Source organism: Helicobacter zhangjianzhongii, from assembly GCF_030249855.1.
GTDB classification, from domain to species: domain Bacteria; phylum Campylobacterota; class Campylobacteria; order Campylobacterales; family Helicobacteraceae; genus Helicobacter_B; species Helicobacter_B zhangjianzhongii.
This window is the reverse complement of record NZ_JANURN010000006.1, coordinates 88,170-100,763: the sequence shown is the minus strand read 5'-3', so window position 1 is coordinate 100,763 and position 12,594 is coordinate 88,170. Positions and strand designations below refer to the sequence as shown.

At 43.3% G+C, this 12,594-nt stretch carries 12 protein-coding genes and 1 other RNA gene; 10 read left to right on the top strand and 3 right to left on the bottom strand.

Annotated features, from left to right (window positions below; translation table 11 throughout):
• The first annotated feature begins 86 nt into the window (after positions 1 to 86).
• From rpmE to ssrA, 10 genes are all read left to right on the top strand, one after another.
• Positions 87 to 290, top strand: coding sequence for a 50S ribosomal protein L31 (gene rpmE / locus NYG90_RS07365; protein ID WP_285257265.1), 204 nt, complete (start codon positions 87 to 89; stop codon positions 288 to 290).
• A gap of 3 nt (positions 291 to 293) precedes the next feature.
• Positions 294 to 1,169: a 16S rRNA (cytidine(1402)-2'-O)-methyltransferase gene (gene rsmI, locus NYG90_RS07360; protein WP_285257266.1), complete on the top strand. Its 876-nt coding sequence runs from the start codon at positions 294 to 296 to the stop codon at positions 1,167 to 1,169.
• Entirely contained in the window at positions 1,166 to 1,855 is a 690-nt protein-coding gene (gene rlmB / locus NYG90_RS07355) for a 23S rRNA (guanosine(2251)-2'-O)-methyltransferase RlmB (RefSeq protein WP_285257267.1), read from the top strand. The genes rsmI and rlmB overlap by 4 nt, the downstream gene beginning before the upstream one ends.
• Before the next feature lie 3 nt (positions 1,856 to 1,858).
• Complete coding sequence (locus NYG90_RS07350; RefSeq protein ID WP_285257268.1) at positions 1,859 to 2,782, top strand: RodZ family helix-turn-helix domain-containing protein; 924 nt, start codon at positions 1,859 to 1,861, stop codon at positions 2,780 to 2,782.
• Entirely contained in the window at positions 2,782 to 3,606 is an 825-nt protein-coding gene (locus NYG90_RS07345; RefSeq protein ID WP_285257269.1) for a hypothetical protein, read from the top strand. The genes NYG90_RS07350 and NYG90_RS07345 overlap by 1 nt, the downstream gene beginning before the upstream one ends.
• Positions 3,607 to 3,626: 20 nt before the next feature.
• Positions 3,627 to 4,832: an LL-diaminopimelate aminotransferase gene (locus NYG90_RS07340; RefSeq protein ID WP_285257270.1), complete on the top strand. Its 1,206-nt coding sequence runs from the start codon at positions 3,627 to 3,629 to the stop codon at positions 4,830 to 4,832.
• Positions 4,833 to 4,889: 57 nt separating this feature from the next.
• Entirely contained in the window at positions 4,890 to 5,846 is a 957-nt protein-coding gene (locus tag NYG90_RS07335) for a chemotaxis protein (protein WP_115011772.1), read from the top strand.
• Complete coding sequence (gene nspC / locus NYG90_RS07330) at positions 5,846 to 7,069, top strand: carboxynorspermidine decarboxylase (protein ID WP_115011771.1); 1,224 nt, start codon at positions 5,846 to 5,848, stop codon at positions 7,067 to 7,069. The genes NYG90_RS07335 and nspC overlap by 1 nt, the downstream gene beginning before the upstream one ends.
• Positions 7,070 to 7,084: 15 nt before the next feature.
• Positions 7,085 to 8,113 (top strand): aspartate-semialdehyde dehydrogenase, encoded by a 1,029-nt coding sequence (locus NYG90_RS07325; protein WP_285257271.1) that lies wholly within the window; start codon positions 7,085 to 7,087, stop codon positions 8,111 to 8,113.
• 39 nt (positions 8,114 to 8,152) lie between these two features.
• Positions 8,153 to 8,513, top strand: a transfer-messenger RNA (tmRNA) gene (ssrA, locus tag NYG90_RS07320).
• A gap of 35 nt (positions 8,514 to 8,548) precedes the next feature.
• Here the strand turns inward: ssrA and lepA are convergent.
• From lepA to NYG90_RS07305, 3 genes are all read right to left on the bottom strand, one after another.
• Positions 8,549 to 10,342 (bottom strand): translation elongation factor 4, encoded by a 1,794-nt coding sequence (lepA, locus tag NYG90_RS07315; RefSeq protein ID WP_285257272.1) that lies wholly within the window; start codon positions 10,340 to 10,342, stop codon positions 8,549 to 8,551.
• Positions 10,342 to 11,280 carry a UDP-glucuronic acid decarboxylase family protein gene (locus NYG90_RS07310; protein WP_285257273.1) on the bottom strand — a complete coding sequence of 313 codons (939 nt, stop codon included), beginning with the start codon at positions 11,278 to 11,280 and terminating at the stop codon, positions 10,342 to 10,344. Before NYG90_RS07310 ends, lepA begins: the two co-directional genes overlap by 1 nt.
• A gap of 112 nt (positions 11,281 to 11,392) precedes the next feature.
• Positions 11,393 to 12,376: a GTPase family protein gene (locus tag NYG90_RS07305; RefSeq protein WP_285257274.1), complete on the bottom strand. Its 984-nt coding sequence runs from the start codon at positions 12,374 to 12,376 to the stop codon at positions 11,393 to 11,395.
• Positions 12,377 to 12,594 lie beyond the last annotated feature (218 nt).

Below are 12,594 nucleotides of genomic sequence, written 5' to 3'. Positions count from 1 at the left end.
CGATCAATCACACGCTTTTATAATTTTTTTAGACTTGTGTGAGTATAATCGCCGATTTATACAATCCACAACACAAGGACCACACTATGAAAAAAGGCATCCACCCAAAATATATCCCCTGCAAAGTAACTTGCGTAACAAGCGGCAAAGAAATCGAAGTCCTTAGCACAAAGCCCGAGCTTCGTATCGATATATCAAGCTTCTGCCACCCCTTTTACACAGGAAGCGATAAAATCGCCGATGCAACAGGACGAGTAGAGAAATTCCGCCAAAAATACAACCTAAAATAGCCAGTGCTACTGCTTGTCCCCACACCTATAGGGAATCTTGGCGATATTACCATACGAAGTCTTTGCGCTCTTGCTAGCGCGGAGATCGTCCTATGTGAAGACACAAGAGTAGCCAAAAGACTTTATACACTACTAGCTGATCGCTTTAGCACACTGCTATCTATGCTTGATAGCAGTGCTACTACACTAGACCCACAAGCAAGGCAATTTATCCCCCTACACTCACACAATCAACAAAAGCTCTTTGCAAGCTTTACGCAAGAATTTTTCCACGCTAATGTGATTTACATAAGCGATGCAGGTATGCCAAGCATTTGCGATCCGGGCGCGGAGCTTGTGCGCTACTGCATAGAGCATAAAATAGACTATGATGTGCTGCCCGGGGCTTGCGCACTTGTGGCAGGCTGGGCGATGAGTGGTATCAGCTCGCAAGAATTTGTCTTTGGCGGATTTCTTGCGCATAAAAAGCAGGATAGAAAGCACCAAATCTTGCGCTTATTAGAATCTCGTGTGCCTGTCATTTTCTATGAAAGCCCACATAGACTGCTAGAATCCTTGCAAGACATCGCAGAGCTACTGCCTAGCGCGCATATCACTGCTATCAAAGAGATCAGCAAGCTTTACCAATCGCGCACACAAGGCACGCCACAAGAGGTGCTACAAGCCTTGCGACAAGCAAACACGCAGGGCGAGTGGATTCTAATCCTGCAAGCCACAACTCCGCCTAGAATCCACTTGTATGAAAGCGATATTCTCGCCTTGCCCCTAGCCCCCAAACACAAGGCAAAGCTCCTATCGCGCCTAAATGGCATAGACACCAAAACACTCTATGAGCAAATTTTGCGCGACCAAAGCAGATGTGATGAAGGTGGGCTATGATCATCTACGGCAAACAAATCGTGCTATATGCAATAGCCCATCACAGCGATAAAATCTGTGAGCTATATTTAGCCAAAGAAGTGGATTCTAGGCTTTTTGCCACGATCAAATCCTGCCGCAAGCCCATCTTGCGCCTTGATAGCAAAAAGGCTCAAGCCCTAGCGCGTGGCGGCAATCATCAAGGCGTATTAGCGCGTATCACTCCGCTAGAATCCACCTCCTTTGCCCATATCAAGCAATGCCAAAAAATCCTTGTGCTATGTGGGATTAGCGATATGGGCAATATCGGCGGGATTTTCCGCAGTGCTTATGCCCTAGGCGTTGAAGCCATCATCATCGCCCAAATCAAATCCCCCAAAATCGAGCAGATTTTACGCGCATCATCTGGGGCGGCATTTGGCTTGCCATTTTGTGTGGTAGAAAATATCCTTGATCGTATCAATGAGCTAAAAATGGCAGGCTTTGCTCTGTATGGGGCAGATATGCGTGGAGACAACATCGCCCACTTCAATCCCGCCAAAAAGTGGGCGATGTTTCTAGGCGATGAATCGCAAGGTTTGTATGATAAAATTGCCAAAAAACTCGATAGAATATTATCCATACAAATGCACAACAGCTTTAATTCGCTTAATGTGAGTGTGGCAGCGGGCATTATGATGGCATATTTAGATTCTAACAAAGGCTAAACTATGGAAGAAAACTTAGAAAAACTCCGCAAAATAGGCGTGAAAGAAATCGCCAAACAGACAAGAATCTCCACTTCAAGGATACAAGATATTCTTGACAAGCAGTTTGAGCATACCCAACGCGTGCATTTAGTGGGATTCTTGCAGATTCTAGAGAGAGAATACAAGCTTGATTTATCCGGCGTGCTAAAAGCCTATGACGACCAGCACAACACCACCACCATAGAAGAGCCTACTGAAAAGAGCGTGCAAGTGCAAGATCTAAGTCTAGATACGCAAAAACAACGCTACGATGCCATTGATGAGCGCAAGAAGCAAGCCAACTCCAAGCAAAAGTTCTATCTCACACTTGTGAGCGTGGCGATTGTGATTTTTGCCTATCTCATCTATCAAAATATCGCCAGCAAATACAAAAGCCAGCCAAGCCCACAAGAAATTACGCAAGAAAGCGATGTGCAAAGCAATGAGCAAGACTTGACACAAGCTACTGATGACACCACCCTAGAATCCACACAAGAAAATACTTCAAGCGATGAGCCACAATCATCTCAAGATGAGAGCACAAGCGATAGCACGCAAACACCCCAAGGCACACAAGAGCCAGATTCTAGCCACCTAGAATCCACACAAGCACCAAGCAATGCTATGGTGCTTAATGCCGATATGGACTTGTGGTTTGACATTGTCGATCTTGATACCAACCGCCGAAAATACCAAGGCGTAACAAGCGACACCTACTCCATAAAAACAGACAACCACCGCTGGCTCCTCGCCTTTGGGCATAGTAATTTTACACTCACGATGAATGGCGAGCCATTTGCTTTCCCCAAGAGCAACTATCCGCTTTACTTCATTTATGAGCCAGACAATGGATTCCGCAAGATTGACCCTCAAACCTACAAACGCCTAGCTGAACAGGTGCGCTAATGAGAGCTATACACAAGCTCATCTGCGCTCTTTTTTGCCTAGTCTATAGTGGCTTCATATATGCTGATGTTATCGATACTAAAATCCAAGAGCTTATCGGCACGACAACCTACACACAAAACAAAAACTTCATTGATACAATATTTGCCAACAAAGCAAAATTCTACCTAGAAAACAACACGCCAAATATCGGTGCTATCATCTATGAGCTAAAGAACAACGGCTTATTGATGCTTAAGTTTCCCCAGCCTATGGAGCTGCAAATATCCTTTGAGTCAAAATCCTCTCTCATCGCCCTAAGCTACACACTAAATAGCCTACTCTCATCTATGGGGTATTCGTATTTTATGGTCTCACAAGCTAGCAGAGTGCAGGGCAAATCACTTCTATCATACTCCCTTATCACAGAGCACGCCCTTGATCCAATCATTTTATATAGAGAATTACAAAAAAGAGGATTCTTCTTGCAAGACATTGCACGCAAGGACATCAATCAATGGAGCTATACAGTCCAAGCCCAGAATCTACAAATATTTAATGCCAAGACACTAACCCCAAACAACACACTAGCATTGCGGGAAGTAAGCGGACAATATTGGCTTAACACCCCGCAATCAGGTATCTTGCAAATCACCGCAAGCCCCAAATGGACTCCGCGCATTATATGCTATGACAAAAATCTAGAAATCACGCAAGCAATCATTGAGGGAAGTCAAAAGTCTTCAATGAGTTTGCGGCTAGATTCTGCAAGTGCATTTGTAATGATAACCGATGCGGAGAATCCAGACCTAATCAAGCAAATTGAAGTCAAGCTAGGGTCGTAAGTAGAATCCAAGGAGAAACTATGTTTGATGAAATAACTTTTGACAAGATCAAAAGACTGCCAAAATATGTATTTGCCGCTATCAATGAAATCAAGCTTGCTATGCGCCAAAATGGCGAAGATGTGATTGATTTTTCTATGGGCAATCCAGATGGACCGACTCCACAACACATAGTCAATAAACTTTGCGAAGCCGCCCAAAAGCCCAAAAATCACGGCTACTCTGTGAGTAGGGGGATTTTTAAGCTACGCGTGGCAATTTGTGATTGGTATAAGCGCAAATATGGCGTAGATCTTGATCCAAACACACAAGCGTGCGTCACTATGGGTAGCAAAGAAGGCTATGTGCATCTTGTGCAAGCAATCACAAATCCGGGCGATACAGCCATAGTCCCAGACCCAGCCTACCCTATCCATTACTATGCCTTTATCCTAAGTGGCGCGAATGTTGCTCGCTTCCCCCTAGAGTGGAACGAAAAAAGCGAGCTGTGCTATGAAGCATTTTTTGATAATCTCACGCGTGTTTTAAGAGAATCTATCCCAAAGCCGAAGTTTGTTGTTGTCAATTTTCCACACAATCCCACTGCAGTCATTGTCTATAAAGATTTTTATGAGCGATTAGTCGCTATGGCAAGGCAAGAGCGATTTTATATCATTAGCGATATTGCGTATGCGGACCTAAGCTTTGATGGCTACAAAACGCCTTCTATCTTTGAAGTTAAAGGCGCGATTGATGTAGCTGTAGAGACTTATACACTAAGCAAAAGCTACAATATGGCGGGCTGGCGCGTGGGCTTTGTCGTGGGGAATGACAAAATAGTCGATGCATTGCAAAAGATAAAAAGCTGGCTTGATTATGGTATTTACACTCCTATGCAAGTCGCCGCGACAATCGCGCTAAATTCTTCACAACAATGTGTCAAAGACATTACTAATACCTACAAAAAGCGTATGGATATTCTTGTGCAGACATTTTGCGATGCAGGCTGGGAGATCCAAGCTAGTCGTGCAAGTATGTTTGTATGGGCTGCTCTGCCCAAACAATGCGAACATTTGGGGAGTATGGAATTTTCTAAGCGACTCTTACAAGAAGCAAAAATCGCAGTGAGTCCGGGGATTGGCTTTGGTGAGAAAGGCGAAGGATATGTAAGAATAGCCCTTATAGAAAATGAGAAAAGGATCCGCCAAGCAGCCAAGAATCTCAAGGCGTTTTTGAAACAATTTTAATGCAATAATCAAGGGCTTTTATGCTATGATAGCCCAAAAAATTCAAAGGGATTGCTTATGTCAAATCTATCTCAAGTCGATCAGGTTACCAATCTCCATAAAAATAACGAACTCCAGCTTTTATGCTTCCGCCTTGAAAAAGGCAAAGATCTCTATGCGGTAAATGTTTTTAAAATCCGTGAAGTCGTAAAATATCGCGGTGTCATCACAATCGTAAGCCACGAGCCAAGCTCTCTTGTAGAAGGGCTGATCACGATCCGCGAGCTTACTATCCCACTTATTGATATGCGCAAGTGGTTTTTCTATGATAGTGCAAATAAAACTAAAGATCTGCGCCCCTATAAAATCCAGCAAGATGGCAGCGATGATATTGTGATGATTTGTGAGTTTTCTCGCTGGACAATTGGCGTGCGCGTGTATGAAGCAGATAGAATCTTAAGCAAAAAATGGACAGAGATAGAGCAAAGCACCGGATCAGTAGGCAGCAACCCTACTAGCAAGCTAGTAAGCCGCACGCGCTATTTTGATGGACGCTTGGTGCAAGTTGTCGATATAGAAAAAATGCTTGTTGATGTTTTCCCTTGGATAGAGAAAGAAAAGGAAGAAGACTTGCAGAAAATCTCTCGTATCCACACCAACAAAGAAGTCTTGCTTGCTGATGATAGCCCAAGCGTGCTAAAAACAATGCGCATTATCCTTGATCGCATTGGCGTAACTCATCACGATTTCTTAAACGGCAAGAGATTGCTTGATCATCTCTTTGCTCCTACTACAAATGTCAATGATATAGGGCTTATCATCACCGACTTGGAAATGCCAGAGGCAAGCGGCTTTGAGGTGATTAAACAAGTCAAAGCAAACGCACAAACAGCACATATCCCTATTGTTGTCAATTCATCAATGAGTGGTAGCAGCAACGAAGAAATGGCAATGTCTCTTAAGGCAAATGATTTCATATCCAAATCCAATCCGCTTGATGTAGAACGCGTTATCAAAAATTTTATGATCAAATAATGCAAAATCCACATATTGACTACTTCTCTATCCCATCGCCTAGCTATATCCTAGAATCCACAAAACTGGATTCTAATCTCGCCATACTTGATACAATCCAAAAAGAAAGTGGCGCAAAGATTCTACTCGCGCTTAAAGGCTATGCCTTTTGGCGGAGATTCCACAATGTGCGCCAAGTTTTAAGCGGTAGTGCTGCAAGTGGAATCTATGAAGCAAGGCTTGGATTTGAAGAAATAGGTGGCAGAGAGAGCCAAAAAGAAGTATGTGTGTTTTCCCCAGCTTTTAAGCCACAAGAAATTGCCGCCCTACTTCCCATAGCCACGCACATTATTTTTAACTCTTTTGCACAATATCAAAAATTTAAACCAACTATCCAAGAAAAAAACAAACAATTACAATCCCTTGGGCTATCACCCATTTCAATGGGCTTGCGTGTCAATCCGCTTTATAGTGAAGTAACCCCACCTATCTATAATCCTTGCGCTCCACAAAGCAGACTTGGCATCACACCAGATGAGTTTCAAAAAGGTGTAGAATCCTATGGTCTTGCCGATATTTGTGGGCTACACTTTCACACACATTGCGAGCAAGACTCCTATGCGCTAGAGCGCACACTAGAGCATATAGAGAAGCATTTTGGCACATATATCCCACAAATGCAGTGGATAAACTTCGGTGGTGGTCATCATATCACTAGGGCAGATTATGACACACACCATCTCATCACGCTCATAAAAAACTTCCGCCAAAGACATAATCAAATTAAGGTCTTCTTAGAGCCCGGTGAAGCGGTTGGCTGGCAGTGTGGATTCTTGCTTGCAGAAGTCGTGGATATTGTGGAAAATAGCGGATCTATTGCGATTTTAGATGTGAGTGCATCTGCACATATGCCTGATTGCCTAGAAATGCCCTATCGCCCACAATGTGCCAAAATCAGCAAAGAAAACGCTATGCTTGAGCAAGATTTAGGCGAGATGCAAGGTGCATATCACTATCGCTTCGGTGGTCCTACTTGCCTCTCTGGCGATGTGATTGGAGATTTTAGCTTTGATACGCCCTTGTGTGTTGGCGATAGAATCCTGTTTTTTGATATGCTGCATTACACTATTGTCAAAAACACAACTTTTAACGGCGTGCCACTCCCTAGCCTTGGTGTCATAGAAAACAATCGCTTTAGCCTATTGAAATCTTTTACCTATACAGATTATAAAGAGCGCAATTAAAGCAAGGAGAGATAAATGAAAAACTACACTATCGCCATTGTAGGTGCTACTGGTGCAGTGGGTGAAGAAATCATCAACATACTAGAAGAGGAGCAATTTCCGGTAGCATCGATCCTGCCACTTGCTAGTGCTAATAGCCTAGGCAAATCTGTAGAGATTTGTGGCAAAGAAGTGCCTGTGCTAGCTACTGATGATGAAGTGTTTAACAAACACAAGATAGATATAGCATTTTTCTCTGCTGGCGGCAGTGTGAGCGAGCGATTTGCCGATATTGCTGCTGCTTCTGGCGCACTTGTGATTGATAATACAAGCTTTTTCCGTATGTGTGATGATGTGCCTTTGGTTGTCCCAGAAGTCAATCCCAATGACATCGCCCACGCTCCACGCAATATCATCGCCAATCCCAACTGCTCCACAATCCAAATGGTGCAAGTGCTAGCACCACTACATAAGGCATTTGGCATAAAAAGAGTAGATGTAAGCACTTATCAAGCCGCAAGCGGGGCAGGCAAGCGCGGTATGGAAGAGCTAATTGTGCAAATGCAAAAGTTCTTTTCCTTTGAGCTAGAATCCTGTGTGCCAGAAGTGTTTGCCCATCGCCTAGCCCTTAATGCAATCCCTCATATCGATGTCTTTTTAGATAATGACTACACAAAAGAAGAAATGAAAATGATTAAAGAAACGCACAAGATTATGCACGCAGATTTTCCTATCAGTGCCACTTGTGTGCGCGTGCCTGTTTTACGCAGTCATAGCGAATCTATCACCATAAGATTTACCCAAAAAGTTGATGGCAAAATAGCAAAAGAGATTCTAGAATCTGCACCAAACATCATTGTCTTAGATGATCCTAGCACACATTCTTATCCTATGCCATCTATTGCCACAGATACAAATCACACCTATGTAGGTAGAATCCGCAAGGATAATTTTGATGACACGATATTACATTTATGGTGCGTAGCTGATCAAATCCGCGTAGGAGCAGCTACCAATGCCGTGCGTATCGCACAAAAATGGATCGAACTAGAGCAAAAATCTTAAGTCAAATCTTAGAATCCACTTGTTAAAATTCGCGCCTATGGGGTCGATTTGGCTTCGACAGGATTCGTATCCCTTGAGTGCATGTCGGCTCGGTAAGCCGTAAAACTGCCACACAAATAAACGCAAACAATGCAACTTTCGCTCCAGCTTACGCAAAAGCAGCATAAGCCTAACTAATTTCGGAGCCGATTATTTAAGCAAGACTAGCGTGCTTTTATAATCGTTACCCTTGCTAGTTGCCCCTAGATGTTGCTCGACTTCTAGGGAAAGATTGAGCTTTTTGCACAAATAAGTTTAAGGTCTTTTTGTGCGAGAATCCAAAAACCTTAGCCCTTAAACATGTCGAGTCTCTTGCGGTAGCGGATTTTGGACTGGGGTTCAACTCCCCACGACTCCACCATTTTATACAACTTCTACTTTGCAGGTATTATATTTCTAATCAATCTTTAGCACTGCGAGAAATGCTTCTTGTGGTAGATCAACCTTGCCAATAGACTTTAGCCGCTTTTTGCCCTCTTTTTGCTTCTCTAGGAGCTTGCGCTTCCTTGTTATATCTCCGCCATAGCATTTAGCAGTTACATTTTTGCCCACAGATCGTACACTCTCTCGCGCGATAATCTTTGAGCCAATGCTCGCTTGGATCGCTACTTCAAAGAGCTGGCGCGGGATAAGATCTTTCATAGACTCCACTAATGCTCGCCCCTTTTCATAGGCTTTGGATTTTTCCACAATGATTGAGAGCGCATCGACAATCTCGCCTGCTACGCGTATATCAAGCCGCACCAAATCCCCACTTCGATACTCGATAGGCTCATAATCAAAGCTCGCATAGCCTTTTGTGCAGGATTTTAGCTTGTCATAAAAGTCCATTACAATCTCATTGCTAGGCAGCGCGTATTCTAGCAGCACGCGATCTTGCGTGATGTAGTCCATTTTCTCCTGCACACCACGGCGATTTGCTAAAAGCGTGATGATATTGCCCACAAACTCACTTGGCGTGATGATACTAGCGCGGACATAGGGCTCTTTGATGTGATCAATTTTCTGCACCTCTGGTAGCTCGCTTGGATTTTGCACTTCTATCATAGAGCCATCAGTGAGATAGACTTCATAGACAACCGTGGGTGCTGTGGCGATGAGACTTAGCCCAAACTCCCTCTCCAACCGCTCTTTGACCACCTCCATATGCAAAAGCCCCAAAAACCCCACGCGAAATCCATAGCCTAATGCCACAGAAGTCTCTGGCTCAAAGCTTAGAGCAGAGTCATTGAGCTTGAGCTTTTTCAATGCTTCGCGCAGCTCTTCAAATTTATCTGTCTCAATGGGATAGATTCCAGCAAAGACAAAGGGCTTGGCAGGTTTAAAGCCCTCTATTGGCTCACTTATGGGCGTTTGCGCATCAGTGATCGTATCGCCTACTGCTAGATCGGTTAGGGACTTTACCCCAAGCGAGATGATCCCTATCTCGCCGCACTCAATGCGATTGGTGGGGATTTTCTGCACGGGGTGAGGGTAGTAAAGCCCTAGGATTTCATAGGACTTTTGGCTACTCATCACAAGCACGCTCTGCCCTTTTGTTAGGCTGCCGTCCTTTAGCCGCACGAGAGCTAGCGCGCCTAGGTAGTTGTCAAACCAGCTATCATAGATGAGAGCCTTTGTAGGGGCGTTTGGCTCGCCACTTGGAGCAGGGATTTTACGCACAATGGATTCTAGTAGCTCGGCTATGCCTATGCCGCTTTTGGCACTCACGCTTATGGCATTAGAGCACTCAAGCCCTATGCTTTCTTCAATCTCGCTACACACCTTTGGCACATCGGCTGCTGGGAGATCGATTTTGTTTATCACTGGGATGATTTCTAGGTTATTATCAAGTGCGATATAGACATTGGCAATGGTTTGAGCTTCTACGCCTTGCGTGGCATCAACCACTAGCAATGCCCCCTCACAGGAGCTAAGAGAGCGCGAGACTTCATAGCTGAAATCCACATGCCCGGGCGTGTCGATGAGATTTAGGATATATTCCTGTCCTTGATAGACATAGCGCAAGCGCACAGATTGGGCTTTGATAGTGATCCCACGCTCCTTTTCTATATCCATAGTGTCCATAATTTGCGCGGTCATCTCGCGCTCGCTCACTGCCCCACACTCTTGGATAATCCTATCTGCGAGCGTGGATTTGCCGTGATCAATGTGGGCTATTATAGAAAAATTGCGGATAAATTGCTGCACTATTGTAATCCTTTGAAGTATGCTATCGTCTTTTCTAACCCCTCTCTTAGCTGCACTTTTGGGCTAAAATTTAGCTCTTTTTTGGCTAGGGTTATGTCTGGTTGTCGTTGCTTTGGGTCATCTTGTGGCAGGGGTAAAAATACAAGCTTTGATGTAGAATCTGTAAGCTCAAGCACATTTTTGGCAAGCTCTAGCATACTAAATTCGTGTGGATTGCCGATATTTACCGGTCCATAGAATCCATCTTTGCTATCCATAAGAGCAATCATTCCATCAATTAAATCATCTACATAGCAAAAGCTCCGTGTCTGGCTTCCATCACCATAAATGGTAATGTCCTCCCCACGCAAAGCCTGAATGATAAAGTTACTCACCACACGCCCATCATTTGGGTGCATTCTGGGACCATAGGTATTAAAAATTCGCATTACTTTAATGTTTAGGTTATGCTGCCTTTGATAGTCAAAAAAGAGCGTCTCCGCACATCTCTTGCCCTCGTCATAGCACGCCCTTATGCCGATAGGATTGACAGAGCCTTTATAAGATTCTACTTGCGGGTGGATTTCAGGATCGCCATAGACTTCGCTTGTAGAAGCCTGCAAGATCTTAGCTTTCACGCGTTTAGCAAGCCCTAGCATATTGATTGCCCCCATTACGGAAGTCTTAGTCGTTTGCACAGGGTCAAACTGATAATGCACCGGGCTTGCTGGACAAGCGAGGTTATAAATCTCATCAACCTCCACATACAACGGAAAAGTTACATCGTGTCGCATAAATTCAAATCTAGGATTTTGCAAAAGGTGCATAATATTTTGCTTTGTGCCGGTGAAAAGATTATCCACGCACAGCACTTCATCACCGCGATCAAGCAGCCTTTCACATAAATGTGAGCCTAAAAACCCAGCCCCTCCAGTTACTAGAATCTTTTTGTTTAGCATTGAAACTCCTTAGAAAATTAAAAAGTGGATTCTAGCATAAGTTAAGTGGTATATGTGGTATGGAGTAAGTATTAAGCTATACTGGCTTGCTTTCACAAGCCAAAGTAGCAAGCTATTTAAAAAGCCAAGATTTTAATGCTTTTAGCCCTGCTTTTGCAATTGTCTTTATTGTGGCTGGCAATGGCAGTATATCAACCGCTGTCTCAACAAACTCCACTGCGCTCTCCCAAAATGACCCTTCTTTATTGTGGTTTGTGATATATGCACTCTCTTCGACTTGTTGCACAATACGCTTTTGCTTTGGAAGCTTGCTTATAATGCTTTCTTCAAGTCTCATAATATTATATGGCTCATCTTGCTTTTGTGTATTTTCATCATAAAATCCAGCACTATAACACACTACATCATTCTCTGTCAGCTCCAATCCAGTGCTTTCTTTAATGCGTTTTCTTAAATCTGCTACTTGCTTTGCTAAATACTCTTCTTGCTCTTTGCCCAATTTGTTATTTGCTCTATCAAAATACCGCTCACTTACAACACAATCGCATTTATTAAGAGCTATCAAAATACGCTTAGTATCACCTAGCTTTTTAATGAGATAATCAATCATTTGATATTCTTCTCCAAGCCCCTTTACCGTTGCATTGACAACCACAAGCACCAAATCAATTTTGGCAAAACCATTTGAATCTGTTTCGCTTAATAATGCGTCAATTTTGCGCCTATGTGCCGTATCTTTATCTTTTGTCTCCCCAAGCCCGGGCGAGTCATAAAGGGTGATATTTTTGCTTATTTTGCACTGCTCTATCTCTTGTGTTTGTGGATTTGGATTTGTGCCGATTTTGACACGATTTCCTCCATAAATTGCATTGATTGTCGAGCTTTTACCAACGCCTGTGCCACCTATGATAAGAATATTTAGAGGTATATCAAGCTCATCTAAAATCTCTTTCATTACCTTTTTTTGAGTAGATTCTGACTCATTTTCTGTATCAAAAATCTTTTTAAAACGCTGCTTCCATACATCTACTTCTGCATTTTGCGATGATGCAATTGATTGCAATGCTTCAGTGGCAGTATTAAAAATGCTCGCCATAGTTACTCCTTACATACGATAGATTACACCCTGCAATCACAGGGGTGGTGGATTCTACAAAAAAAAAAAAAAAAAAAACAATACAAGGGGGCGATAAAGCACGCAAACGCGCTTTTAATCTTGCAAAGCACTTTTAGCATTGAGAAACATAAAGTAAAGCTCGCTTTCATAAAAATCATTTTATAAGCACTCTATTTTCTACTTTGGCATAGCTTTTG

What these genes read in the sequence shown, in the direction of transcription:
- NYG90_RS07345 (WP_285257269.1), top strand. Translation starts at nt 2,782, where the DNA reads ATGAGAGCTATACACAAGCTCATCTGCGCTCTTTTTTGCCTAGTCTAT.
- NYG90_RS07310 (WP_285257273.1), bottom strand. Translation starts at nt 11,280, where the DNA reads ATGCTAAACAAAAAGATTCTAGTAACTGGAGGGGCTGGGTTTTTAGGC.
- NYG90_RS07335 (WP_115011772.1), top strand. Translation starts at nt 4,890, where the DNA reads ATGTCAAATCTATCTCAAGTCGATCAGGTTACCAATCTCCATAAAAAT.
- NYG90_RS07305 (WP_285257274.1), bottom strand. Translation starts at nt 12,376, where the DNA reads ATGGCGAGCATTTTTAATACTGCCACTGAAGCATTGCAATCAATTGCA.
- rlmB (WP_285257267.1), top strand. Translation starts at nt 1,166, where the DNA reads ATGATCATCTACGGCAAACAAATCGTGCTATATGCAATAGCCCATCAC.
- NYG90_RS07350 (WP_285257268.1), top strand. Translation starts at nt 1,859, where the DNA reads ATGGAAGAAAACTTAGAAAAACTCCGCAAAATAGGCGTGAAAGAAATC.
- nspC (WP_115011771.1), top strand. Translation starts at nt 5,846, where the DNA reads ATGCAAAATCCACATATTGACTACTTCTCTATCCCATCGCCTAGCTAT.
- NYG90_RS07325 (WP_285257271.1), top strand. Translation starts at nt 7,085, where the DNA reads ATGAAAAACTACACTATCGCCATTGTAGGTGCTACTGGTGCAGTGGGT.
- NYG90_RS07340 (WP_285257270.1), top strand. Translation starts at nt 3,627, where the DNA reads ATGTTTGATGAAATAACTTTTGACAAGATCAAAAGACTGCCAAAATAT.
- rpmE (WP_285257265.1), top strand. Translation starts at nt 87, where the DNA reads ATGAAAAAAGGCATCCACCCAAAATATATCCCCTGCAAAGTAACTTGC.